Source organism: Cellulomonas sp. McL0606 (assembly GCF_058248365.1).
Window position 1 is genome coordinate 2,517,472 of the sequence record NZ_CM177779.1, and the last position, 24,101, is coordinate 2,541,572.

At 71.1% G+C, this 24,101-nt stretch carries 19 protein-coding genes, 2 tRNA genes, 4 pseudogenes and 1 riboswitch; of the genes and pseudogenes, 12 read left to right on the forward strand and 13 right to left on the reverse strand.

The genetic code is table 11. The features are described 5' to 3' along the window. Positions 1 to 15: 15 nt before the first annotated feature. Positions 16 to 517, reverse strand: a pseudogene (locus AC38ZX_RS12880) (DUF3145 domain-containing protein). A 131-nt stretch (positions 518 to 648) separates the two neighbouring features. Then, positions 649 to 1,137, reverse strand: coding sequence for a peptide deformylase (gene def / locus AC38ZX_RS12885; protein ID WP_426592334.1), 489 nt, complete (start codon positions 1,135 to 1,137; stop codon positions 649 to 651). Positions 1,138 to 1,271: 134 nt separating this feature from the next. Between def and AC38ZX_RS12890 the strand changes: the two genes are divergently transcribed. The 4 genes and pseudogenes from AC38ZX_RS12890 to AC38ZX_RS12905 all read left to right on the forward strand — a co-directional run bounded on the left by AC38ZX_RS12890 (position 1,272) and on the right by AC38ZX_RS12905 (position 4,473). Continuing rightward, positions 1,272 to 1,931, forward strand: coding sequence for an ATP-binding cassette domain-containing protein (locus AC38ZX_RS12890; protein WP_491294660.1), 660 nt, complete (start codon positions 1,272 to 1,274; stop codon positions 1,929 to 1,931). 88 nt (positions 1,932 to 2,019) lie between these two features. Next, positions 2,020 to 3,141, forward strand: a pseudogene (locus AC38ZX_RS12895) (YhgE/Pip domain-containing protein); the annotation flags it as partial. Positions 3,142 to 3,277: 136 nt separating this feature from the next. After that, positions 3,278 to 3,901, forward strand: coding sequence for a YhgE/Pip family protein (locus AC38ZX_RS12900; RefSeq protein WP_491297408.1), 624 nt, complete (start codon positions 3,278 to 3,280; stop codon positions 3,899 to 3,901). Between the two features lie 29 nt (positions 3,902 to 3,930). Continuing rightward, positions 3,931 to 4,473 (forward strand): TetR/AcrR family transcriptional regulator, encoded by a 543-nt coding sequence (locus AC38ZX_RS12905; protein WP_426592337.1) that lies wholly within the window; start codon positions 3,931 to 3,933, stop codon positions 4,471 to 4,473. Between the two features lie 71 nt (positions 4,474 to 4,544). On the opposite strand, the pseudogene AC38ZX_RS12910 reads toward AC38ZX_RS12905, so the two are convergent. Next, positions 4,545 to 4,761, reverse strand: a pseudogene (locus AC38ZX_RS12910) (BldC family transcriptional regulator). A gap of 16 nt (positions 4,762 to 4,777) precedes the next feature. Beyond that, positions 4,778 to 4,852: riboswitch (cyclic di-GMP riboswitch) on the reverse strand. 464 nt (positions 4,853 to 5,316) lie between these two features. Here AC38ZX_RS12910 and AC38ZX_RS12915 point away from each other — a divergent pair. From AC38ZX_RS12915 to AC38ZX_RS12935, 5 genes are all read left to right on the forward strand, one after another. Then, positions 5,317 to 5,391: transfer RNA gene (locus tag AC38ZX_RS12915), tRNA-Ile, on the forward strand. A gap of 26 nt (positions 5,392 to 5,417) precedes the next feature. After that, a complete protein-coding gene (locus AC38ZX_RS12920) occupies positions 5,418 to 5,930 on the forward strand; it encodes a hypothetical protein (RefSeq protein ID WP_426592339.1) in 513 nt (170 codons plus the stop codon). Positions 5,931 to 5,975: 45 nt separating this feature from the next. Next, positions 5,976 to 6,048, forward strand: a tRNA-Asn gene (locus AC38ZX_RS12925). A 906-nt stretch (positions 6,049 to 6,954) separates the two neighbouring features. After that, complete coding sequence (locus AC38ZX_RS12930; RefSeq protein WP_491294663.1) at positions 6,955 to 7,650, forward strand: phosphotransferase family protein; 696 nt, start codon at positions 6,955 to 6,957, stop codon at positions 7,648 to 7,650. Between the two features lie 151 nt (positions 7,651 to 7,801). Then, positions 7,802 to 8,233, forward strand: coding sequence for an MATE family efflux transporter (locus AC38ZX_RS12935; protein ID WP_491294665.1), 432 nt, complete (start codon positions 7,802 to 7,804; stop codon positions 8,231 to 8,233). Positions 8,234 to 8,384: 151 nt separating this feature from the next. On the opposite strand, the gene AC38ZX_RS12940 is transcribed toward AC38ZX_RS12935, so the two are convergent. From AC38ZX_RS12940 to AC38ZX_RS12960, 5 genes and pseudogenes are all read right to left on the reverse strand, one after another. Beyond that, positions 8,385 to 8,837, reverse strand: coding sequence for a hypothetical protein (locus AC38ZX_RS12940; protein WP_491294666.1), 453 nt, complete (start codon positions 8,835 to 8,837; stop codon positions 8,385 to 8,387). 112 nt (positions 8,838 to 8,949) lie between these two features. Further along, a complete protein-coding gene (locus AC38ZX_RS12945) occupies positions 8,950 to 10,434 on the reverse strand; it encodes a leucyl aminopeptidase family protein (protein WP_491294669.1) in 1,485 nt (494 codons plus the stop codon). 30 nt (positions 10,435 to 10,464) lie between these two features. Further along, positions 10,465 to 11,079, reverse strand: coding sequence for an SLC13 family permease (locus AC38ZX_RS12950; RefSeq protein WP_491297409.1), 615 nt, complete (start codon positions 11,077 to 11,079; stop codon positions 10,465 to 10,467). 445 nt (positions 11,080 to 11,524) lie between these two features. Then, positions 11,525 to 12,271: pseudogene (locus AC38ZX_RS12955) on the reverse strand (SLC13 family permease); the annotation flags it as partial. Between the two features lie 22 nt (positions 12,272 to 12,293). Then, positions 12,294 to 13,565 (reverse strand): hypothetical protein, encoded by a 1,272-nt coding sequence (locus AC38ZX_RS12960; RefSeq protein WP_426592346.1) that lies wholly within the window; start codon positions 13,563 to 13,565, stop codon positions 12,294 to 12,296. A 323-nt stretch (positions 13,566 to 13,888) separates the two neighbouring features. Here AC38ZX_RS12960 and AC38ZX_RS12965 point away from each other — a divergent pair, with 323 nt between their 5' ends. Both AC38ZX_RS12965 and AC38ZX_RS12970 read left to right on the forward strand, forming a co-directional pair. After that, positions 13,889 to 15,052, forward strand: coding sequence for an alkaline phosphatase family protein (locus tag AC38ZX_RS12965; protein WP_491294671.1), 1,164 nt, complete (start codon positions 13,889 to 13,891; stop codon positions 15,050 to 15,052). A 134-nt stretch (positions 15,053 to 15,186) separates the two neighbouring features. Then, entirely contained in the window at positions 15,187 to 16,323 is a 1,137-nt protein-coding gene (locus AC38ZX_RS12970; RefSeq protein WP_491294672.1) for an NHL repeat-containing protein, read from the forward strand. Between the two features lie 38 nt (positions 16,324 to 16,361). Here the strand turns inward: AC38ZX_RS12970 and AC38ZX_RS12975 are convergent, their stop codons facing one another. From AC38ZX_RS12975 to AC38ZX_RS12985, 3 genes are all read right to left on the reverse strand, one after another. Beyond that, positions 16,362 to 16,889 carry a Kelch repeat-containing protein gene (locus AC38ZX_RS12975; protein ID WP_491294674.1) on the reverse strand — a complete coding sequence of 176 codons (528 nt, stop codon included), beginning with the start codon at positions 16,887 to 16,889 and terminating at the stop codon, positions 16,362 to 16,364. Positions 16,890 to 17,475: 586 nt separating this feature from the next. Beyond that, positions 17,476 to 18,132 carry a DedA family protein gene (locus AC38ZX_RS12980; RefSeq protein ID WP_426592350.1) on the reverse strand — a complete coding sequence of 219 codons (657 nt, stop codon included), beginning with the start codon at positions 18,130 to 18,132 and terminating at the stop codon, positions 17,476 to 17,478. Positions 18,133 to 18,145: 13 nt separating this feature from the next. Beyond that, positions 18,146 to 18,850, reverse strand: coding sequence for a phosphatase PAP2 family protein (locus AC38ZX_RS12985; protein WP_426592351.1), 705 nt, complete (start codon positions 18,848 to 18,850; stop codon positions 18,146 to 18,148). Positions 18,851 to 19,139: 289 nt separating this feature from the next. Here AC38ZX_RS12985 and AC38ZX_RS12990 point away from each other — a divergent pair, with 289 nt between their 5' ends. Beyond that, positions 19,140 to 20,120 carry a Gfo/Idh/MocA family protein gene (locus AC38ZX_RS12990; protein WP_491294677.1) on the forward strand — a complete coding sequence of 327 codons (981 nt, stop codon included), beginning with the start codon at positions 19,140 to 19,142 and terminating at the stop codon, positions 20,118 to 20,120. A 135-nt stretch (positions 20,121 to 20,255) separates the two neighbouring features. Here the strand turns inward: AC38ZX_RS12990 and AC38ZX_RS12995 are convergent, their stop codons facing one another. Continuing rightward, complete coding sequence (locus AC38ZX_RS12995; RefSeq protein WP_491294680.1) at positions 20,256 to 22,262, reverse strand: beta-galactosidase; 2,007 nt, start codon at positions 22,260 to 22,262, stop codon at positions 20,256 to 20,258. Next, entirely contained in the window at positions 22,259 to 24,058 is a 1,800-nt protein-coding gene (locus AC38ZX_RS13000) for a beta-galactosidase (protein WP_491294682.1), read from the reverse strand. The genes AC38ZX_RS12995 and AC38ZX_RS13000 overlap by 4 nt, the downstream gene beginning before the upstream one ends. Positions 24,059 to 24,101 lie beyond the last annotated feature (43 nt).

Sequence of the window (24,101 nt, forward strand, 5' to 3'; positions counted from 1 at the left end):
GAACGCCCCGCCGGCTCAGCCCACCCGGTGCAGCCAGCGCACGGGTGCGCCCGCACCCGCGTACCGGAACGGCTCGAGCTCGTCGTCCCACGCCTGCCCGAGCGCGAGATCCAGCTCCGTGCGGAGGCGCAGCGGGTCCGCGGCGTGCTCGAGGGCGGCGCGGATCCGGTCCTCGGGCACGACGATGTTGCCGTGCACGTCCGTCGCGGCGTGGAAGATGCCCAGCTCCCGGGGTGTGGCTCCACCGGGAGCCGTCGACGCCGTGGCTGGCCTCCTCGGTGATCTCGTAGCGCAGGTGAGCCCAGCCGCGCAGCGAGGACGCGAGGCGCGCGCCGGTGCCCTGCGCTCCCTGCCACGAGTGCTCAGCCCGGTAGAAGTCCGGTCCGGCGGGCTGCGCCGTCCAGTCGAACGACGCGCGTCCGCCCAGCACGTTGCCGGCCGCCCACTCGATGTGAGGGCACAGCGCGCGGGGTGCAGAGTGCACGAAAAGTACACCGCGGGTGATCGCACCTGCCATGTCGTCCTCCTGAACGGGGTTCGAGGTTCGTCTTCCCCAACGACCTCAACGCGTTCGGACGAGCAACACAGTCTCGCGGCGTGCTGGGGCCAGCATGCACGACGAGTCGCGCGAACGCCAGCCTGCCGCGCTCAGAGCTGGTCGCGGATGGTGCGCATGGCCTTCTTGCGCACCGATCGCTCGAGGCGGTCCAGGTAGAGCATCCCGTCGAGGTGGTCCACCTCGTGCTGCAGGCAGCGGGCCATGAGCTCGGTGCCCTCGACGACCACCTCGTTCCCGTCGAGGTCGGTGCCGACGACCCGCGCGTACCAGGCGCGTCGGGTCGGGTACCAGAGGCCGGGCACCGACAGGCACCCCTCGTCGCCGTCCTGGTACTCGTCCTCGGACAGCTCGACGATCGTCGGGTTGAGCACGTAGCCCACCTCGTCGTCGATGTTCCAGGAGAACGCCCGCAGGCCGACGCCGATCTGGTTGGCCGCCAGCCCGGCACGGCCGTCGGTGTCGACGGTCTCGACGAGGTCCTCGACGAGACCGCGCACACGCGCGTCGATCGTCGTGATCGGGTCGCAGGGGGTGCGCAGGACGGGGTCTCCGACGGTCCGGATCTCTCGCATGGCCATGCGGTGATCCTTTCATGACCGGCGCGGTGCCGAGGTTCGGCACCCTGTGTGACCGGGGAGACAGCCGCGTGCCCGCCATCGGCAACGGCCCGCGAGGTAGGCTTTGTACTGACCGGTCAGTTTAAGGAGCCCGCATGCCCGTCCTCGCCGCCCAGGCGCACGCACTGTCCCTGACGGGCGACCGCGGCGCGATCTACGGCCCCCTCGACCTCGACGTGGCCACGGGCGAGCTCACCGTCGTGCGCGGCCCGCAGGGGTCCGGTCGGACCAGCCTGCTGCTCACCCTCGCCGGCCGGATGGTGCCCGACGAGCCGTCGAGCCTCGTCGTCCTCGGCCACGCGCTGCCGGACGACCGTGGCGCGCTGCAACGGGAGGCCGCGCTCGCCGGGTTCGCGGGGATCGACGATCTCGACGAGTCCGTCACCGTCGCGCAGCACGTCCGCGAGCGGCTCGCGTGGCTGTCCCCGTGGTACCGACGGCTGCGTCGGCCGGACCAGGGTGTCGTCGACACGCTCCTCGCAGCCGTCTTCGGCGACGTTCCGGTGCCGGCGGCGCAGACAGTCGTCTGGCATCTCGACGAGGTCGAGGCACTCCTGCTGCGGATCTCCCTCGCGATGGCGCAGCGGCCCCGGCTTCTCGTCGTCGACGACCTCGACCAGGTGCACGACCCAGCCCGCCGCCGTCTCGTCTGGGACCGCCTCGAGGCTCTGACCGACGACGGGCTGACCGTCGTCGCCGCCAGCGCCGCCGCCGCCCCGTACGTCCGGCACACCCAGCTCCACCTCACCCACTGACGAAGGACGCCCCATGCTCTCCCTGACCTCGGGCGGCGAGCTCCGCCGGTTCCGCCGCGGACGGCTCCCCCGGCTGGCCGTCGCGGCGATGCTGCTCGTCCCGCTCTTGTACGGAGCCCTGTACCTCTGGGCGTTCTGGAGCCCGACGTCGCACCTCGACCGGCTGCCGGTCGCGCTGGTCGACGCCGACACGGGCGCCCCCGCCTCGGACGGCACCCGGCTGACCGCCGGCGCCGACCTGACCGCCCAGCTGACCGACGCCGGCGATCTCGACTGGCACCCGACCAACGCGTCGGACGCGGCCGCGGGCGTGCAGGACGGCGACTACTACTTCGCCGTCACCATCCCGGCCGACTTCTCGACGTCGCTCGCCTCGGCAAGTGGGGACACGCCGACGAGCGCACGGATCGACGTCACCTACAACGACGCGAACTCCTTCATCGGCACGACGCTCGGCCGCTCGGCGATGACGCAGGTGCGCGACGCGGTCGCCGCGACCGCGGGCCGGCAGGCGGTCGGCCAGGTGCTGGTGGGCCTCGGCTCCGCCCGCGAGGGACTGGTGCAGGCCTCCGACGGTGCCGTCTCGCTGCGCGCCGCGGCCACGCAGCTCGGCGCCGGGGCGACCCAGGTGGCCACCGGTGCCGCGCAGGCGCGTGACGGGGCCGCCGCGCTCGCCGGCGGGACGGCGACCCTGGGCAGCGGCGCGGCCCAGGTGGCCTCCGGCAGTGCGACCCTCGCCGACGCGGCGCACCGCCTGGCCGCCGGATCCGACACGGCCCACGCCTCGGCCGGGGCCGTCGCGGGCGGCGCGCAGAAGGTCGCGGACGGCGTGCACGCGACGGTCGGCACGATCGGCGGGCTGCTCCCCCAGATGGGCGCCTATCTGACCGCCCGAGCCTCCGCCGGCGACGCGGACGCCGCCGCCCTCCTGGTCACGCTGGGCTCGTCGGACCCCGCCGCCCTGTCCGCTCAGCTCCAGCAGCTCGATGCGGGCGCCGCGCAGGTCGCCTCCGGCGCCGCGGCGCTCGACGACGGGCTCGGGTCCCTGGCGGCCTCCGCGCAGACCCTGGCCACCGGTGCGACCACGCTCGCAGGCGGGGCCGCGGGCGTCGCGGACGGCGCGGCGCACGCCGCCGACGGGTCCGCCACGCTGGCCACCGGCACGGCGGCGCTGGCCGACGGCGCCGCACAGGTCGCCTCCGGCACCTCGCAGGTCGGCGACGGAGCCGCCCAGCTCGCGGACGGTCTGTCCGACGGCGCCGCGCAGATCCCCGACGACTCTGCGGACCGGCGGGCGGCTCGGGCGACGACGATCGCGAACCCCGTCGAGCTCCGCGACGACGGATCTGGCCACCGCCGACAGCCTCGGCGAGGGCTTCGCCCCGATGTTCCTGCCCATGGCGCTCTTCGTCGGCGGGATCATCACGTGGCTCCTGCTGCGCCCGCTGCCCTCGCGGGCGCTGGCCACCCCGGCGTCCGGCTGGCGTGTCGCCATCGCCGGCTACCTGCCCGCCGTCGCCGTCGGTGCAGGTCAGGTCGCCGTCCTGCTCGGCGTGGTCGCCCTCGGGCTCGGGCTGAGCATCGGCCACCCGGTGGGCACCGTCGCGTTCCTCGTGCTCGTCGCCGCGGCGTTCCTCGCCGTGCAGCAGATGCTCATCGCGGTGCTCGGGCCGGCCGCGGGCAAGGTCGCGACGATCGCCCTGCTCATGCTCCAGATCACGTCCGCGAGCGGGACGTACCCGGTGCAGACGACCCCGGCGTTCTTCCAGGCGATCCATCCGCTGCTCCCGATGACCTACGCGGTGCAGGGCCTGCGCGACCTCGTGACGGGGACGCCCGACGCCCGGCTGTGGGTCGCCGTCGGCTATCTGGTCGCCGTCCTGCTGGCCTCGCTGGCGGTCACGGCGTGGAAGGCGGGCCGGATGCGGACCTGGACGGTCTCCCGCCTTCACCCGGCGTTGACCATATGAGTGCCCGAGCGATCTGAGAGGCTGCGGCAATGCGCGCAGGGGGCACCAGGGAGCAGATCGTCGAGGCAGCGCTCGCGCTCGTCGCCGAGCGCGGCTTCGCGGCCACGTCCGTCGACGACATCGCGGCGGCGGCCGGCGTCGCCAAGGGCAGCATCTTCTACAACTTCGGCTCCAAGGCCGGCCTGTTCGAGTCGATCATCAGCCAGGGCGTCGGGCGGCTGACCGCCGCACTGCGGTCCGCGTCCGACGGGCTGCACGGTCGCGACGCCCTGGAGGCGCTCGTGGGCGAGCTGCTCGCCCAGATCGAGGCGCACCCGGACTTCGCCAAGCTGATGGCCGCGGAGTCGTTCCGGACGGGCCGAAGCTGGCAGGACTCGATCCGGCACCTGCGCGACGAGTCGATCGGCACCTTCGCCGACGTCGTCGCGGAGACCTGGCCGGAACGCAACGCTCTGCTCGCGGCCGCGGCCCTGTTCGGCGCGACCCTGCTGGCAGGCCTCGAGTGGCTCGTCTTCCAGCCCCACCGGACGCAGGCCGAGGTCCGCGACGCGGTCCTGGCAACCATCGCCTGAGACGAAGAAGCCCGCCGTTCCCGGCGGGCTTCTTGGCATTCGTCCCGAAGGACGTCAGGCGTTGGTCGAGATCACTCGCCGCGCTGCGTGGGAACACCCGTGAGCAGCGAACGAACCTCGGACTCGTGGAAACGGCGGTGGCCGCCGAGGGTACGAACCGCCGAGAAGCTTGCCGGCCTGGGCCCAGCGCGTGACCGTCTTGGGGTCGACGCGGAAGAGGACCGCAACCTCACCGGGGGTGAGAAGGGCGCCCTGCGAGAGGGGGGCGTCGATGGTGGTAACAGCCATGATGGATCTCCTGTCGTTCGGTAGCTCGGCTGGCCTCGTGGGCCCCGTGGCTTTGCGTCCCCGCCTTGCAGCGGGTTTGCCGTTTGTCGCTGACAACCGGAACTATGCCCGGTTCTGGACAGGTGTGCAACAAGCTGTGACCGCCGTTTCGCGGGCAAACGGGTGATTCAAACCCGCCGAAACCGGACGACGGCGGCCGTTCACCTTCCCTCCGGCACCCGTCGTGTGGCATCGGCGTACGGCGCACCTGCGGCCGCTCGGTGCGGCGAGCGAAACTCTCGGACGGCGGTGCGCACAGCCTCTGACCTGGAGATATGTCGCCGGTCGAAGTTAACCGTCGGGTGTCCGTTTCGTGGTGGACCTGCCGCGGGACGGGGCCGTCGGACGTCTGTGCGACGACCTCGGCGGACAGATGAGACAGACCGGGGCAGACTCCCCGACATGTGGCGCATTTCACCCGTTCGCCGTAGAGCGGCTCGACGCGCGATCAGCTTTCCTCCCGCCGGACACGCGGCCCGTTCACCCTCTGATGCCCCCTTCGGTAGGGTTCGGCGTGCCCCAGTAGCTCAGCCGGTCAGAGCGCCAGACTCATAATCTGAGAGGTCGTCGGTTCAAGCCCGACCTGGGGCACCGCGCCACGCGGGTACCGTGCTGCCGTGGCCCTGTTCTCCCGTCGACGACTCCCCGATGCCGTCCGCGCGCGCCTCGAGCTGCGTCCCGGCGACACGGTGCTGGTCAGCACGGAGCTGACCGACGACCGCTGGGTCGTGGCCAGCCGGCTGGCGCTGCACGTGCTCGACGCCGGCCAGGACGTCGCCCGCCACCCGTGGTCCGACATCGACCACGGCGCCATGGACCCCGCGACCCGCACCCTGAGCGTGCGGTGGGTCTGGGGGCGCACCACCCGGTTCGTCTTCGGCGACGCCCCCGGGTCCACCGCGTTCGCGCAGACGTTCCGCGAGCGCGTCCAGCAGTCTGTCGTCCACGCCGTCGCCACGACCCTGCCCGACGGCCAGCGGATCCGGGTCGCGCTACGCCGCGGCGAGGACGGCGAGCTGTTCACGCAGGTGCTCGGCGAGGGCTCCGTCGACCTCTCCGACCCGGCCGTCGCGGCCGTCGTCGACGCCGCGGAGGACGAGGTTCGCGACGCCGTCGGGCTCCCCCGCTGAGTGCGGGAGCACCCTCTGACGGCTGCTACAGTTTTCCCCGCACGATCCCTCGTAGCTCAATTGGCAGAGCATCCGACTGTTAATCGGACGGTTACTGGTTCGAGTCCAGTCGAGGGAGCATATTGGGCCCCTGACCTGCACGAATGGTCAGGGGCCCTGCCCGTACCTCGGGAACTTGCTAGGCCCGAGCACGTTGTGCGGAGCGCGCAGATGACGCTCACCGAACGTTCGGTTGCTCCGCTGCAGCCGCGTCATCGCCCCACGCGAGCCTTGTCTCGCGGTCGCCGAGGTCGCCGCATCGCTGAGGGTGGCGCCCGGATTCGTGCATCAGCTGATCGCGACCGGCGAGGCTCCCCGGCGCCCCGCCTTGGCAGGCGACTTTTACGCATCCGGGCGGCGGACGTCGGCTCTCTTGAGCGCGGCGCCGTCGCCCAACCAATCGGCTCCTAGGTTCGACGTCGGCCGGAGGGTGACCGGCCGGTCGCAGCACGCCTGGTCGGCACGACCGTCGATCAAACGTGCGATCGACGCCGCTTGGGGGCCCCGCGTGTTCACCGAGCGCGTTCGAGTCTTCTCGCCGGCCGACGCAGTCAAGTGGTCCGGTGCGTCCGGCGCCTCCGACGCCTCCGACGCCTCCGACGCGATAGCAAGGTGATCGCGGCGCCGGGCCCACCCGCGCCGTCATTGCCTCGGCAGTGACGCACCGATGACGGTGACGCCGCCCTGAGGGAGGAGCCAGGGCTCAACATGGCGGCGCCTAGGGAAGCTTGCTCGGCGACGGCGGCCGATCCGCAAGGACCATTCGGCGACCGACGGCAGCATTCGCTTACCGCTCGGTAAGTATTCATATAGTCTGCGGGCACCGGGCCGCGAGCGAAGGAGCCGAGCCGCGTGGAGAGCATCACCAAGAACCGACAGAGCCTGACCACGCTGCGGGCGATGATCGAGCGGGCCTACGGACCGGACCAGGTCCCCACGGACGCGTCGGGCGACTGGGTGGCGGGCTGGGCACGGCTGGTTCAACGTGGCCTACCGCCTGACGCTGCGCGACGGACGCGACGTCGTGATGAAGATCGCCCCGCCGGCCGACGTGCCGGTGATGACCTACGAGCGCGGTGCGATGCGCATCGAGCTCGAGTCGCTGCGGATGATCACCGAGCGCACCGGCGTGCCGGTGCCGCACATCGACTTCGCCGACACGAGCCACGACCTGGTCGACGCCGACTGGTTCGTCATGCCGTTCGTGGAGGGCGACAACCTCGGCATCGTCAAGAACGATCTGCCTCCCGGCGTCGTCGCGGACTACAACGAGGAGCTCGGCGCGGCGAACCGCGAGCTCAACTCGATCCGCGGCCCGTGGTTCGGACCCCTCGCCGGCCCGGGTGACCCTTCGTGGCGGGTCGTGTTCACCGGCATCGTCGAGGACGTGCTGCGCGACGGGGAGCTGCGCCGGGTCGACCTCGGCTGGGACTACCACGTCGTGCGCAAGACGATGGCCGAGCACGCGGACGTCCTGGACGAGGTCATCGAGCCGAGGTTCATCGAGTGGGACCTGTGGGACTCGAACGTGATGATCCGCGACGGCCAGATCGCCTGCATCATCGACCACGAGCGGGCGCTGTACGGCGACCCGCTCATGGAGGCCGGGTTCGTCGCCTCCCAGCTGCCGGGATTCGGGGACTCCACCGCGTTCATGCGCGGCTATGGCTGGCCGGGCTGACGGCGAACGAGCAGGTCCGCCGGCGTCTGTACTGCCTGCACCTGGTCCTGATCATGGTGATCGAGACCGTCTACCGCGGCCACACCGACGCCCACCAGTACGACTGGGCCCGCACCCAGCTCGACGAGATCATGGCGCTGCTCGCTCGGCCATGACCACGACGAGCGGACAGCGCCTCGACCACACCACCGCGCTCGAGACCGAGCCGCTCGGGCGCCTGCTGTGGCACGCCTGCTCTCAGACGACCTTGTCGGTCGGCGTCTACGGCATCTACGCCCTGACCAACGCCTGGTTCGTCGCCCGAGGGGTCGGAGCGACCGCGATGGCGGCCGTCAACCTCGTCGCCCCGCTCCTGCTGTTGCTCGGCGCCGTCTCCACGGCCCTGGGAGTCGGCGCCGCCTCGGTCGTCTCCCGCAGCCTCGGTCGGGGCGACACCACCACCGCCGCGCGTACGGCGGGGAACGCGTTCACGGTGTTCTGGGCCGCGGCGATCCTCACCACGGTCGTCGGGCTGAGTGCGCTGGACCAGGCCTACTGCTTCTCGCCCGACGGTGAGGAAAGGGCGAGCGCGGCCCTTTCGTGACGTTGAGCTGGCGGGCCGCCGGATCATGCACCACGGGCCGTGGGGCTAGGCACGCCTCCGGCATATCCGCTCGCGCCAGCGACAGCGACTGACCTCGTCGTCATGTGCACGAATACCGAGGTGCGCACATGAATCGAATGTCGGGGTTGCGTCAGTACGTGTCCAGGGACTCCTTGAGGGCCAGCAGGCACTTGTCGATGGCGATGTGGATCTCGGCGGAACGCGGATCGGCCGTCGCGGCCTGCCGTGCCTTCTTGATGCCATCGGGATAGAGGATGTTGCTCTGGATCACGTTGATCCGCTCGATCCCGTTGATCTTCTTCAGGTGAAACCCGTCGGCGTAGAGGTGCACATGCGGCTGGTCGCCCTTGCCGCAGAGATAAGACCCCCCGGTCTTGTCCGGACTGTTGGCCTTCAGCGCCTTCGCGGCCTCCGTGCGTAGGACGAGCGGGTCTTTCTGCTTGGGCGCAACCTTCGGGGCTTTCAGTCGACTGACGAGTTCCGTGATCAGGTCGCTCTGCTTCAGCTTGGCCGTGATTTCCAGGGCAGACTCCGCCACCGCTTTTGTCGACAGCTGCGAGAGCGCGGAGGCTTCGGCTGCCACGGAGAAACGGAGCCGTCAGCTCGAGCTTGAGGTCAGCGGGAACGCTCTGCACGCGGCAGAGTGTCGCCGACCGACGCAGTCGACGAGACGGCCGAGTTCCGCAGCGACCCGATCAGCGCCTGCCGGACGAGAACCCCGCCGCGACATCGACCAGCAGCCGCGCCCCGAAGCCGGTCGCGCCCTTCGTCCGCCAGGCGTCGTCGACGTCCGACCGCATCGGCCCGGCGATGTCCAGGTGCGCCCACGGCGTGCCCTCCACCCATTCCGCCAGGAACAGCGCCGCGGTGATCGCCCCGGCGAACTCACCGCCGAGGTTCTTGATGTCCGCGACCTCGGACTCGAGCTGCTTGCGGTACCGGCGGTCGAGCGGCAGGCGCCACACCTGCTCGTCGGTCGTCGCCGCTGATGCCTCGACGAGCGCGAGCATGCCTTCGTCGTTGCCCATGACCCCGGCCGTCAGCGTGCCGAGGGCGGCGAGGCACGCCCCGGTGAGCGTCGCGATGTCGACGATCGCCTCGACCCCGTCCTCCTTCGCCAGCGCGATCGCGTCGGCCATGACCAGGCGACCCTCGGCGTCGGTGTTCACCACCTCGATCGTGCGGCCGCTGCGCGAGACGAGCACGTCGCCCAGCTTGGTCGCGCTGCCGGACGGCATGTTGTCCGTGCACGCCAGGTAGGCGCTCACGGCGGTCGGCACCTCCAAAGCGGCCAGGGCCGTCATCGCCGCCAGGACCGCGCCGGCCCCGCTCATGTCCATCTTCATCGCGGCGTGCATCGCGTTCGACGGTTTGAGGCTGATGCCGCCCGAGTCGTACATGATGCCCTTGCCGACGAACCCGAGGTGCCCCGTGGGTTCCCCGGCGGGCACGTAGCGCAGCACGATCATCCGCGGCTCGACCACCGATCCAGCGTTCACCCCGAGGAGCCCCCCGCAGCCCATCGCGACCAGAGCCGCCTTGTCGTGCACCGTCACCTCGAGCCCGTGCTCCCCCGCCAGCCGGACGGCGATGTCCGCAAGGCCCGGGGCGTCGAGGTAGTCGGCGGGCGCGCTGGCCAGGTCGCGCGAGAGCGACGCCGCCCGGGCGAGCACCAGTCCGCGTTCGGCGCCCTGCCGCGCCGCGTCGGCCGACGCGTCGGCCACCAGCAGCACGATCTCTCGGACGGGCACCGCGTCGGGGTTGGTCTTGAACGCGTCGTAGCGGTACCGCCCGAGCAGGATGCCCTCGACGACCGCCTGCGCTGCAGCGCCCGGGTCGGCCCCCACGGAGGCGAGGTCGGTGACGAGCACATCATCCCGGCCCACTCCCCTCGCGAACGCGGCCGCGGCGTCGCGCAGCGCGGCGGGCGTCGGGTCGTCGCCGACCCCGGTGACGACGACGATGCCGTCCTCGCGAGGCAGCACCAGCGTCTGCCCGACGGCCCCGGTGAATCCCCACTCGGTCAGCCGGGCTCGGGTCAGCGGCACGACGTCGGGGACGTCCTTGCCGATCCCCACGGCTACACCTGCCGTTCGGGCGTTCCTCACCTCCTCGAGCGGCGCCACACTCACCGTGACGTCCGCGAGCAGGGCACGCGACGGGATCAGGTCGACGGTCATGACAGGACTCCTCTCAGGCACTTCGTTGACTCACGTGGACCAGATGACGGGGATGAGCCCGATGGCGACCACGAACCACGCCGCGGTCGTCGCCAGACCCAGCTTCCAGTAGTCGGAGAACTTGTAGCCGCCCGGGCCCATGACGATGAGGTTGGCCGGCGTCGCGATCGGCGTGAGGAACGACGCCGCCCCAGCGACCGCCACCAGCATCAGCACCGGGGCCGGCGCCACACCCGCGTCCCCCGCCATGGCCACGGCGATCGGGACGACGATGAGAACGGTCGCCGTGTTGCTCACCACCTGGCCCAGCAGCAGCGTGAGCAGGAAGATCGCGGCGAGCAGCACGCGCGGCCCGCCGTCGCCGACGAGGTCGCCCAGCCACCCCGCCACCAGGTCCGCGGCACCGCTGCTCGAGATCGCGACGGACAGCGGGATCAGCCCGCCGATGAGCACGACGGTCTGCCACGACACCGCGCGGTACGCACGGGTCGGGCTCACCACGCCGCTGGCCACCATCGCCGCGGCGCCGATCAGGCCGGCGATCGCCGCCGGGACGACCCCCGTCGCCAGCAGCGTCACCGTGACCACGAGCACCGCGATCGCACGCCAGGCCGTCGGCCCCAGCGCGACCGTCTGGCGTCGCACGCTCCGGGCTGTCGACGACCAGGACGTCCTGGTCGTCGGAGAGCGCCTCGACGGCTTCCCAGCTTCCGTGCACCAGCAACGAGTCGCCCTCGGCGAGCACCAGCTGGTCGCCGCCGCGGTCCTTCCCGAGCCGCCGCACGCCGAGCACCGTCACGCCCCCACGGACGACCCCCGCGAACGCGACCTCGCCGATGAGTCGGGACCGCGGCCGCACCACCACCTCGGCCACGCCGACCTCGCGACCGAGCAGCGCCTCCCGCGTCGCCCGGGTCAACGGCGTCGACGCGACCGCGAACCCGTGCTGCTCGACCATCAGCGCGATCCCCGAGCCGCTGCCCGTCACGACGACGACGTCGCCGATCGCCAGCACGTCGTCCTCCGCCGCGGGCGCCCCTGAGGCGCGTTGGACCCCGATCACCGTCACGTCCTGCGGCACGACGAGGTCGACACCTCGTCGGCCCAGGACGTCGGACCCCGCCTCGGCGCGCAGCCGGAAGAACCCCATGTCGAGCTCGTAGTGCTCCACCAGCGTGTCGACGTGCTCCGAGTAGTCCGCGGGCAGGCTCGACGGCGACCGGTCCGGCAGCAGCCGGCGCCCGCCGACCAGCGCGACGATCACCGTGACCAGGACCAGCGGCACGCCCATGAGTGCGAACTCGAAGAACCCGAACGGCGCGCCGGTCTGCGTCTTCAAGGTGTCCGCGACGATGACATTCACCGGGCTGCCGCTCAGCACCAGCAGCGCCCCCGCGCTCGCCGCGAACGCCAGCGGCATGAGGACCTGCGACGTCGCCTGCCCGGACCGACGAGCCGCGAGCACGACGACGGGCAGCATCGCCGCGGCTGCCCCGTTCGGCGTGACGAGCGCAGCCATGACCGCTGCGAGCAGCATGAGCGCGACCAGCAGGCGGTTGCGGGCCGTCCCCGCACGCTCGATGAGCTGCTGGCCGGCCCATGCCGTCACCCCGGACGCCTCCAGCCCCTCGCTGATCACGAACAGCGTGGCGATGAAGATCACGACCGGGTCGCCGAAACCCGCGACCGCTTGCGTCGCGTCGATCAGCCCGGTCGCGTACAGCGCGAGAGCCGTCGCGATCGCGACGACGCCGACCGAGAGCCGGTTCCACACGAAGAGGCCGACGCAACCACCAAGGATCAGCAGGCTGACGGCGGCGTCAGACACGCGCACCACCCCCCCGCACGCTGCCGCGGTGTCATCCGCCGATGTGCCCGGCGATGACGCTCGTCACGATCACCGACGTGATGGTGACGGTCGAGAACCCGGCGACGATCATCTTGGGCAGGATCTGCCCCTCGATCGCGGCGACCTCCTCGGGCGTCTCGCCGGCCCCACGCGCAGCCTCCTGCGACAGGATCATCGTGCCGGGGAACCCGAACAGCGAGGTCAGGCCGATCGCGATCGACATCGGGACGCTGTATCCCAGGAGCTTGCCCACCACCATCGTGAAGCCGACGATCCCGGCGATTCCGAACACGAACGCAAGCGCGAGCGGGCCGGCGAGGCTCGCGAGGTCCGACAGCTGGACGGTCGCGAGCGGCCCGAACACCAGGATGAGGATCGCGAGCATCATCAGGCCCAGCGAGTCGATCCCCGCCAGCACGGACGCCTTGAAGACGCGCGTGGTGCGCAGCGTGATGCCCAGGATCAGGGCGACGACGAAGGTGTTGAGGACGCCGTCGGTGAGGTTGTTGGCCCCGATCGCGACCAGCACGGTGAGGCCGACGACCATGAGCGTGCCCGGGGTGGTCCGCAGCGCCGCGGGGAGGCGACCGACGTCGGGCTCGACCGGCGCAGCCTCGTCGCTTGCGGCGGTCGGGTCCGCAGGGATCGCTCCGGCGGCCGGTGCACCTGCGACGTTCGCCGTGACCTCGACCAGCTTCGCGGCCCTGAGCTCCGCCTTGATCCGGGCCGCCTCCCGACGCAGGATCACCGACGACAGCGGGAAGCCGATGAGCCCCTGGAGGGCCACGATCAGCACAGGAAAGATCGCGACCGAGGTCAGCCCGACCCCCAAGGCCGCCTCCTGGATGATGAGGACGGAGATCGTCCCGCCGCTCACGGCGCCGACGCCCGCGATCACGTAGTCCAGCGGCTGCGACGCGACGGCGTCGTACGCCCCCGGCTGGTGCCCGCCTCCGAAGATCAGCCCCGCGACCAGCAGGGACACCCCGATGCCGACGACGGCCGCGACACCGATGAGCAGGGTGCGCCACTGCTTCTTGAAGTCGTCCAGGCTGATCATGGTGCCCAGGTGCACGATGATGAACCCCACCACGACCCCGGCCAGCGCCAGCAGCGACGAGGCCGACAACAGGTCGTCGGGGAACACGTTGGTGAGGAACCCGACCAGGAAGATCAGCGACGCGACGAAGAGGGACGACAGGATCGACTTGGTCTTCTTCGCGACCAGGTCGCTGACCGTCCACACAGCCATGACGACGACGAACGCGAGCACCGGATTCATCGACTACCCCTCGCCCGAGCTGTGGCCCTTGCTTCGGTGATCAAATCACACAAAGGACGCGATCCCGGCAGGTGGCGGGTGGTGGCGAGATCGTTATCGAACCGGCCGGCGGCGAGGTGCGCACCGCACGCAGTTGCGGAGGCGGTTGGCCTCTCGGACATGCTGGCCGCCGTTTCGGAAAAGCTGCTTTCACCGGCGGCTCCGACTCGAGTGCTCCCCGGTAGCGGACGCCCTCCGGTGCGTGGTTGCCTGAACGAGCGCCGCGGGGCGTGGCTGGTCTGATCGGAGGCGGGGTTCCCATGGCCGAGGTGACCACCCATCGGGTGATCGTGTTCTTGCAGGAGAACAAGACGACCGACTTCTACTTCCCGACCATGGCTGCGTGGGGCGCCGAGGTCGCCAACAACGGAGAACTGCTCACCCTCGGGCCGAACTTCGACCAGCCCCACGACCGGAGCGCGTGGGTCCATTACGCGATCGGCGACTATCCCGGCGTCGCGGCGCAGGTCGACAACGACGCCGTCATCCCGTTCTACTCCTGGGTCGCCAAGGAGTTCGTCTTCGCCGACCACCACTTCGGCGCAGGGTCCAACTCCACCTCCGGGCACATGCTCGCCATCGGAGGACAGACCCCCACGCTGAAGAATCCGCCGTTCGTCGGCCCGTACCCCACCTGGGACATCCCGTCGATCTTCTCCGTGGCACAGTCCGCCGGAGTGTCCTGGGGAGCGTTCCCCGACCAGAGCGGATACCCCACCAAGTTCTACGCCGCCGTGGACACCCCGGCCGGCGCGGTGAACGTCCATCCCCCGAAGGACTTCATCCCCATGGCACTGGCAGGCACGCTGCCCCAGATCTGCTACGTGTGGAGCCCGGCCGGTTACGACGAGCACCCACCCCACGTCAGCGACCCCGACTACGTCACCAAGGGTCACGACCTGGTGTGGTCCCGCGTGCAGGCCGTGATCGACGGAGGCGGGTGGGACGACACCACGTTCATCGTGACCTGGGACGACTGGGGCGGGTATGCCGACTCGGTACCTACCCCCGCCATCGAGACCGTGCCGGACGCCCTCCACCCGGAAGGGTTCCAGGTGATCGGCGGGTCCAGGATTCCGCTGCTCATGTTCGGCGGCCAGGTCGCCCAGGCGATCGACCCGCAGTGGCACTCCCACGCCTCCATCCCGAAGACGATCATCGACCTGCTGCATCTGCCTCCTATGGGTGTGCCGCGCGTGGACACCGCACCGTCCATGGCCGGCTTCGTCGACCCCGAGCTGAGGCGACCGGTCCCACCAGCGCCTGGCGCCATCAGCCAACCGACGCCACCGAACCCCACCCCGACCCCGCGGGAACCGGCCCCGTGGTCCGGTCCCGTCGGCCAGCCGATGCCCGCCCTGGTGACGCTGGACGGCACTGTCCTGCCGGCCCCGACCGACGCCGTCGTGCACCCCAAACCCCCTCGACCGCCCCAGCCGCACCCCTAGCCGGTGACGATCCGGGACGCCCGCGGGCTTCGGCTACCTTGCCCTTGTGGGGTCCTCCGTGGGTCAGCGGAATCGCGCGCCGCTGGCCGCCGGCAGGGCGCACGTGGAGGTTGTGCGCCCTTGCGAGCGCGGCCGTGGCGCTGGAGCTGTTCGTCGCCGCCTGCAGCCCCACGCACGGCCCTCAACCGTCGCCGACCGTCGCCACCGAGGCTGCCTCGGCTCCGACCAAGTCGGCTGCGCCTCCACCCGCGCCGAGCCCGGCGCCTGTGTGGCCCCCGGCGGCCGCACCCGCAGACCCAGGCGACCTGGCCCCCGGATCGGACCCGAGCGTTCTGCCGGGGCCGATCATCATCGCCGACAAGAAGAACAACAGCCTGGTGGTGGTCAGCCCCCTCGGCCAGGTGCTCTGGCAGTGGCCACAGCCGGGCGACCTCGCGGCGGGTGAGACATTCGTGATCCCCGACGACGTCTTCTTCACCCCCGACGGCAAGGGCATCATCGCGACGCAGGAGGACGACTTCGTCATCACCGAGATTGACATCGCCACCCGCAAGATCGTCTGGCGGTACGGCACCCCGGGGATGCATGGATCGGGCCCGAACCAGTTGTGGAACCCCGACGACGCGATGATGCTGCCCGACCGAACCATCGTTGCCGCCGACATCAAGAACTGCCGGTTGGTCGATGTGTCGCCCACCTCAGCCGGGCCGGTGTGGGCCCTCGGCGCGCCGGGCGTCTGCGCGCACGACCTGCCCACCCGGTACGGCAGCCCGAACGGCGTCTTCCCGCTGCCGAACGGCCACTTCCTGGTCACCGAGATCCGCGGGAACTGGGTCGACGAGATCGACCGCGCCGGCACGGTGTACTGGAGCACGCACCCGCCCGCGATGACGTACCCGTCCGACACCAACCAGTACAAGCCGGGCCAGTACCTCACGGTCAGCTACCAGGACCCCGGACAGGTGGTCGTCTTCGACCAGGCCGGCACGGCGCTGTGGCGCTGGAACCCCACCAGCGGGAACGGGAAGCTGAACCACCCGTCGCTCGCGGTCGGGCTGCCCAACGGGGACATCCTGCTCAACGACGACGACAACCACCGCGTGCTCGTGCTCGACCCGGTGCGGAACGCGATCGTGTGGCAGTACGGCCACACCGGCGTCGCCGGCAGCGGACCTGGTTACCTGAACACCCCTGATGGGCTCGACCCCGTGCCACCGCACTCCTACGCGGACACTGTCGGCACGAACCAGGCGCCCCCGGGCTTCTGGTGAGCAGTCCGGCCCCGAGTACCTCTCTGAACTGCAAGCGGTCAGTGGGAATACTGCAGGCGCACGATCGTGTCGAGCTTCGTGACACTCCCCTGCGCATCCGCGGTCTCGCCGCCCACGACGTACGCGCCGCCGGCCAGCACGGCGACTGCCATGTCGGAGGTCGGCGCCGGCAGCGCGCCGACGGAGGCGGCCGAGATCGTGGCCGGGTCGAACCGATAGATCGTGCTCTGGTGGGTCTGGCCGTCAGTGCCGCCCATCACGAGGATCGTGCCATCGAGAACCGTGGCCGCCGCATGCGAGAGCGGACCGGGCAGGTGACCTGCGATGCTCACGGCGCCGGTCGTGAGATCGATGCGTTGGATGTCGTCGGTCACCGATCCCTGATGAACGCCGCCGAAGACCCACAGGACCGACCCGGAAACGACGGCAGCCGGGTAGCGGACGGTCTCGGCAAGCCGCGCCGCCACCGTGAAGGACGAGCCGTCGGTCGTGGCAAGGATGTCCAGCAGCTCCGTGCTCCCGGTATAGCCACCGACGACGTAGGCGGTCGTCGCGTCGGCGGCCACCGCGTGGTCGGACCGAGGCTCGGGCAGGTGCCCGCTGATCGCCACCGCACCACCGCTCAGGGCTACAGACTGCGCATCTGTGATGGAGGCTCTGGTCCCTCCGCCGATGACCACCGCGCGGCCCCCGAGGACCGCGCCACCGGCGTCGTGCGTGGCCTGAGCGAGGTGCGCGACCTCGCTGACCGTGCCCATGCCCGGCGAGACCAACAGCACGCTGGTCGTGGTGGTGGTGCTGAGGCCACCGAGCAGGAGCAACTGATCCCCCGCACCCAACGCCACGAGCCGGGAGACCGGGGTGGGGAGCCTCACCGGGAGCGGGGTCACACCCAGCGTGTGCGCGGAGACGGGGCTGGGCGTCGACACCGACGGCTCCATGGTCGCCGTCGGGCTGCCCACCGCGACAGAACCTGCCGACGATGCGGGCTTCGGGGTGACGCCGGTGCATCCGGCGGCGAGGGCCAGCGCCAACCCGAGGACGGCGGCGACGACGACGCGGCGCGGTCGGTTCATCGGTCCTCCATCCCACGGGTTCACCTCACCTGCACCCACGTGCTCGACGCTGAACGGGAGTGTCACGTCGCGTCCATCACCGGTCGACGTGGTGCCGCTCATGGGCGTCGACCCGCACCGTCTCCCCGGCGCCACCTCGGCGGCGTCTGCGGCGCCAGATCACGAGCGCTGCGATCGCTGCGATCAGGAGGCCCACAGCGATGCCCTGGCCCATGAGCGAGGCCGCATGGGCGTAGGCGCTGCCGACGAAGTATCCGAGCACAGCGTTGCTCACGCCCCAGACCAAGCCGCCCGCCGCGTTGGCCGGGAGGAACTGTCGGTAGGGCATCCGTGCGCTGCCGGCGAGCGCGGGCATCGTCGCGCGAAAGAAGGCCGCGAACCTTCCGATGAAGACCGCTGTCCTTCCGCGTGTCCGCAGGAGGTGCTCGGCCTTAGCCAGGGCGGCCCGACGATCGCGCAGAAGTGCGGAGTCCAGGATGCGCGGGCCGGCGCGTCGGCCGATCTCGTACCCGACGCTGTCGCCGGCGATCGCCGCGACAACCACGACGGGGATCAGGGCCCCCAGCGAGATGTGACCTCTGCTGGCCAGCACACCACCCACGACGACGGCGGTCTCCCCCGGCAGGACGAAGCCGAAGAACAGTGCGTCCTCGGCGAAGACGAGAGCGAACACCGCCGCGTAGACATAGGCGGCTGGGATGCTCGCCAGCCACGCTGCGACCCGGCCACTCATGTCTGGACGCCGCTCATGACGGCGTGGCCCCCACGGGCGCAAGCGGTCCGAAGCGCGCCAGGAGCGGCGAGATCAGCGGGATCGACCCCAGCCGCGGGCGCAGCACGATGTGCCACAGGCCGGTCAACGCGACGATCGCGCTCGTCGATACGAGCACCGAGCCGACGATGTCGCCCGGGTAGTGCGCGCCGACATACAACCGTGAGAAGCCCACCAGGGCAATGAACGCGACACCGCACCACGCGACGAGGCGCGACCATCGGGTGCCTCGGGCGAGGAACCACGCTGCCGCCGCCAGCGAGACGGCGAGGGCCGTGTGACCGCTCGGGTAGCTGGTCGGGCCGGTCTCGGGTGCGAGTGCGTGCACGAGGTCGGCCGGCGGCCGCGCGCGCCCGACGATCGCCTTGACGACCAGCGCCGAGTTCCATCCGACCGCCACCACCAAGAACGTGCTCACGGCCGCGACGGGGCGACGCCGGGCCAGCAGGACCACCGTCCACACGACGAGATAGAGGACGCCCGCGACCGGCGACGCGAGGGTGCTGACCGCGAGCATCACGGCCGTCAGGACCGGCGAACGCCACCCGGACGCGATCGCCTCGTCGATGGCCAGCCCGTGGGGCTGGAGCACGTGGGTGTCAGCGGCGACGAACCCCAGGAGCAGCGCGGCAGCCAGCAGCGAGCAGGAGAGCACGGGCCAGCGGCGCACGTAGGGCATACCAGGACTTCCGATCGTTGCAGGGTTTCCCAGCCTGCCTGCCGACCCCTGAGAAACGTCTGAGTCGCGGTCCCAGCCGGTCCTCAGGCTCGCGCGGACGCTCGAGCAAGGGCCCGTGCCGCAGACGACGGCCGCCCCTACCTTTTCACCTAAACGTATCAGCGTTACGTTTCGTTCCGACGCCCACAGCGCTCGAGCGACGTACCCGAGGACACCCATGCTCCCGAAGGCCTTTCCCACACCACAGCTCTACCGACCCGGAGCGGGTGAACCTGCCCTGCGATGGGGCGTGCTCGCACCCGGCTGGATAGCCCACGCGTTCGCGAACGCCGTGAACAAGCACACGCGCCAGCGCCTCGCGGCCGTCGCATCACGCTCGCCCGAGCGAGCCTCGACCTTCGCGGCCGAGCACGGCATCGACCGGGTCCATTCGTCCTACGCCGCACTCGTGGGCGACCCGGACATCGACGTCGTCTACATCGCGGCGCCGCAGAGCGAGCACCTCGCCCTCGGGCTCCTGGCGATCGGCGCCGGCAAGCACACGCTCATCGAGAAGCCGATGGCGACGAATGCTGCGGACGCACGCATCCTCGTGCGCGCCGCGCAGGATGCGGGCGTGCTGCTGATGGAGGCGATGTGGAGCCGCTACCTGCCGCAGGCGGCCGTGATCCGCGCGCTTCTCGCCGACGGTGTGCTGGGCGAGATCCACGCGGTCGTCGCGGACCATGGCCAGGCGGTCCCGCGCGACCCGAACCATCGCCTCTACCGCCGTGACCTCGGCGGAGGCGCCCTGCTCGACCTGGGGATCTACCCGATCCAGCTCGACTCGATGGTGCTGGGTGCGCCGCGGCAGGTCACGGCGATCGGCGGGCTCACGGACACCGGGGTCGACGCGTACTCGACCATCGTGCTCACCCACGACGGCATCGCGCAGTCCACGCTCACCACGTCGATCCTCACCCGGACCCCGACCACAGCACTGATCGCCGGGTCCGACGCTCGCATCGAGATGGCCGCACCGTTCCACGTCCCGACGAGCCTGACCCTCGCCGGCAACGAGCTCTTCGGCGAGACCCTCACCTGGCGGGACGAGACCGGCGTCGCGCTGATGGATGGCCTGGCATGGGAGGCGACGGCGCTTGCCACGTTCGTCGGCGAAGGTCGGAAGGAATCGCCGCTGCACACGCTCGACGAGACGGTCAGCATCCTGGCGACGATCGACGAGGCCCGCCGCCAGCTCGGTTGCGCGGACGACGAGGTGGCGGCATGACCGCGACCGTCGACCTCCCCGGGACGACTGCGGACAACGACCGCTGGATCGAGCGCGAGACGACGACGGACTCCCGCCGCCGATGCGTACGTCGCCTGCCCGTTCGAGGACGGGCACGCGTGAGCGACGCCGCCGTCACGCCCCTCGCAGGACGACCACGCTTCCCGCCGGAACCGAGGCCCCGAGCCCGTGAGGCGCACCGGTCACGAGATCGGTCCCCTCGGCCAGCAAGGGCAGGTCGCCGTCCGTGTGGTTGATGGCGAACAACCAGCTGCCGGACTCACCGACTCGACGCACGATCTCCAACCCACCGGGCCGGGGAACGAGCGGCGTGACATCGGCGGCGGTGAGCACCTTGGCCACCAGTGTCGCCATCGACGGAGCGTCGAGCCGGGTCGACAGGTACCAGGCGGCACCCCCGCCGGGCACGCTGCGTCGGGTCAGGGCTGGGCGCCCGGCCGACGGGCCGTCGTCGTAGCTGGCCAGCACCTCGGCGTCGTCGGCCGTGAATCGCTCCGTCCACACGGTGCCGGTCGAACCATCGCTGAGCGAGACCGACCCGCCCGCCGCCAGCGGTGCGAACTCCTCCACGCGCACGCCGAGCAGGTCCCGGAACGCGCCCGGGTAGCCGCCGAGCAGCACACGGTCGTGCTCGTCGACGATCCCCGAGAAGTAGGTGACGACGACCTGGCCGCCACGTGCGACCACCTCGGCGAGCCGAGCCGCGACGCCGGGCGGCGCGAGATACAGCGTCGGAACCAGGACCACGTCGTAGCCGGCGAGGTCGGACGTGGCCGGCAGGACGTCCACCGCGACACCTGCGTCGAACAGGGCGCCGTGCAGGTCCCGCGCCACGTCGAGATAGCGCACGTCGACGCTCGGGTGGGCCTCCAGCTCGGATGCCCACCACGACGGAACGTCCCAGAGCAGGGCCACGCGCGCCTTCTCCACCGTGCTCCCCCGGACCTCCGCCAGTCGACCGAGCGTGGCACCCAGACCGACGACGTCGCGGAACAGCTCGGAGTCGCGTCCGGCGTGCGGCACCATGCCCGAGTGGTACTTCTCGGCGCCCGCCCGGGACTGGCGCCACTGGAAGAAGAGCACCCCGTCGGCGCCACGGGCCACGTGCTGCAGCGCGTTGCGCACCATCTCGCCAGGCTGCTTGGCCAGGTTGCGGGGCTGCCAGTTGACGGCGCTGGTCGAGTGCTCCATCAAGAGCCACGGCTTCCCGCCGGCCAGCCCGCGGACGCGGTCGGCACTGAAGGCGAGCTCGGCGAACCGTCGCGGGTCTTCGGCCCCCAGGTAGTGGTCGTTGGAGACGATGTCGAGCAGCGGGGTGGTCTGCGTGTAGTCGATCTGGTGAAAGTCGCCCATGACCATGTAGTTGGTGGTCACGGGCAGGTGCGGAGTCACCTCGCGAAGCACTGCTGCCTCGGCTTCGAGGTGGTCGACGAACGCGTCGGACGAGAAGCGCTCGAAGGCCAGTCGCTGGCCGGGATTGGGGATGGTCGTCGTACGCCGCGGCGGCAGGATCTGCTCGAAGCTTGCGTACCGCTGCCCCCAGAACGCGGTGCCCCATGCCAGGTTGAGCGCCTCGACGTCCGTGTACTGCTTGCCCAGCCAGTCCCGGAACGCGGCCGCGGAGACGTCGCAGTAGCAGCGCCCGTTGTGGCAGGCCAGCTCGTTGGAGACGTGCCACATCTTCACGGCCGGGTGGTGGCCGTACCGCTCGGCGATCACCCGCGCGATCCGGGTGGCGTGGTGCCGGATGACCGGCGAGGAGACGCACCACGACTCGCGGCTGCCGTGGGTGAACCGCTGACCGTCGGCGTCGACGGGAAGCATCTCGGGATGGGCCAGGTGCAGCCAGACCGGCGGCGCAGCACTGGGTGTGGCCAGGTCCACGCCGATGCCGGCCTCGTGCAGCAGGTCGAGGATCCGGTCCAGCCAGCCGAACTCGAACCGCCCCTCCTCGGGCTCGAGCTCTCCCCACGAGAAGATGCCCAGGCTCACGAGCGTGACGCCGGCCTCCCGCATGAGCGCCACGTCGTCGGGCCACACCTCCTCGGGCCACTGCTCGGGGTTGTAGTCCGCACCGAACGCGACGCCGTCGGTGGGCCACCGACCCGTCCAACGGCTCATCGGGTCACCGCCACGAGGACGTCCCAGGAGCCCAGCACGACGGGCTCACCTGTGCGGATCGCGCTGCCGGGGGCGTCGACAGGTGGAGGGTCAGCCAATGCCGTGCCCCGCGCTGGGACGAGCACGTCAAGATCCATCGGAGCGGTCACGGTGACGGCCTCCCACGACCAGTTGTGCACGACGTGGACCCGGGCACCGTCCGGTCGCGTCGAGCTGTGGACGGTCACGCTCGCCGGCAGGTCGGCCCAGCCGGCGAGCGGAGCAGGGACGAGCCACGCCGCCAGGGCGCGCGCAAGGTCAAGACCGGGCACGGTGCCGACGACGGTCACGCGCCCTGCGCCATGGGCTCGCGTCGTGATCGCTGCCCACGCGCCCAGGTGCGGGTCGTCGTAGGTGGCCAGCACGTCGGCGCCCTCGGCGATCAGGCACTCAGCCCACGCGGTCGCGTGTCCCCCGAGCGGGCCGAGCACAGGCACCGGCGCGTCGAGGTTGCTGAACTCGCTGTAGGACGCGCCGGCCGCGGCGGCCAGCCTGGCGGGCTGTACCTCGGCGCGCGCGCGGCCTTCGCTGTCCGCGTACCCGGTGCGTGGACCGACCACCAGATGGCCGCCTGCGTCGGCGTACCGCAGGAGCCAGGCGAGGTCGGCGTCGGAAGCCGGGTAGTAGCCCGCCGCGACGAGCACCGGGTGGGTGCTGACGACGTCGGCCGGGTCCTCGGCGAACAGGTAGCGCGGCCGCACGACACGGACCTGCAGGCCGGCATCGAAGGCCCCCCGGTAGAACGAGCTGACGATGCGCGGGTAGCTGTTCACGTCGCCGGAGCCGTCCGCCGTCTGCAGGGGCGGCTGACCGGCGAGCGCGAACCGCGACTCGGTCGACGACAGGATCGCGATGTCGGCGTCGGGCGTCGCTCCCGCGAGCGCGCCGCCGCCCCGTGCCAGCTCGGCGCCGACGAGCGCGAGCTCTCGATAGGTCCGGCCCGGGACGCCGCTGTGCGGCAGCACGCCGCCCCAGTAGGTCTCGGCGCCGTAGTGCAGCGTGTGCCAGTGCCAGTACTCGACCATCCGGGCGCCACGGGCCACCAGTGCCCAGGCCGACTGACGCCACTGGCCCGGGTATGCCGGGTAGTTGGTGCTCGGGCCGCCGATGGACTGCGCGTTGGTCTCCGTGACGAGGAACGGCTCACCGCGGCTCGAGTACATCGCGTCGCCGACCTGGAACAGGGCCCAGGTGCCGTGCGCGGTCCAGGACTGCGGCGCGCGCGCCGGGCTGGGGTGCAGCAACGAGTCCTGCATCCCGTAGTAGGCGTTCCCGCTGGTCACGTCCAGGACGGCGGCGAGGTCCGCGTCCTCGAGGGCAGGCCGGTCGTAGGCGATGCAGGTGGTGACGAACTGGTCGTCGCGCGCCAGCGCCCGCACGGCGCGGGCCTGCCAGTCGATCATCTCGGTGGTCAGGGTCGCCTGGAACCGGCGCCACGCGAGGTCGTACTGCGGTTGCGCGTTGCCGTCGGGCGTCCAGAGGTCCGCCCAGGTCGACAGCCGGTGCGACCAGTAGACGAGCCCCCACTCGCGGTTGAGGGTCTCGACGTCTCCATACGTGCGCTCGAGGTGGTCGACGAACCGCTGGAACACACCGGCGTTGTGCAGCAGGTGCAGGCCCGGCTCGTTGTCCACCTGGAAACCGATCACCGCCGGATGGTCCCGGTAGCGCTCGACCACCCGGGTCAGGACGCGCTCGGCGTGGAACCGGAACGCAGGGTGCGTGAAGTCGGCCTCCTGCCGGGCGCCCCAGCCCATCGGCTGCCCGGTCCGGAGACTCGCCGGCGACCTCCGGGTACCG

Bases quoted from the DNA above. Each gene is read 5' to 3' on its own strand.
- AC38ZX_RS12945 (WP_491294669.1), bottom strand. From the start codon at position 10,434: ATGACCGTCGACCTGATCCCGTCGCGTGCCCTGCTCGCGGACGTCACG.
- AC38ZX_RS12980 (WP_426592350.1), bottom strand. From the start codon at position 18,132: ATGAGTGGCCGGGTCGCAGCGTGGCTGGCGAGCATCCCAGCCGCCTAT.
- AC38ZX_RS12935 (WP_491294665.1), top strand. From the start codon at position 7,802: ATGACCACGACGAGCGGACAGCGCCTCGACCACACCACCGCGCTCGAG.
- AC38ZX_RS12985 (WP_426592351.1), bottom strand. From the start codon at position 18,850: ATGCCCTACGTGCGCCGCTGGCCCGTGCTCTCCTGCTCGCTGCTGGCT.
- AC38ZX_RS12960 (WP_426592346.1), bottom strand. From the start codon at position 13,565: ATGAATCCGGTGCTCGCGTTCGTCGTCGTCATGGCTGTGTGGACGGTC.
- def (WP_426592334.1), bottom strand. From the start codon at position 1,137: ATGGCCATGCGAGAGATCCGGACCGTCGGAGACCCCGTCCTGCGCACC.
- AC38ZX_RS12995 (WP_491294680.1), bottom strand. From the start codon at position 22,262: ATGAGCCGTTGGACGGGTCGGTGGCCCACCGACGGCGTCGCGTTCGGT.
- AC38ZX_RS13000 (WP_491294682.1), bottom strand. From the start codon at position 24,058: ATGGGCTGGGGCGCCCGGCAGGAGGCCGACTTCACGCACCCTGCGTTC.
- AC38ZX_RS12890 (WP_491294660.1), top strand. From the start codon at position 1,272: ATGCCCGTCCTCGCCGCCCAGGCGCACGCACTGTCCCTGACGGGCGAC.
- AC38ZX_RS12905 (WP_426592337.1), top strand. From the start codon at position 3,931: ATGCGCGCAGGGGGCACCAGGGAGCAGATCGTCGAGGCAGCGCTCGCG.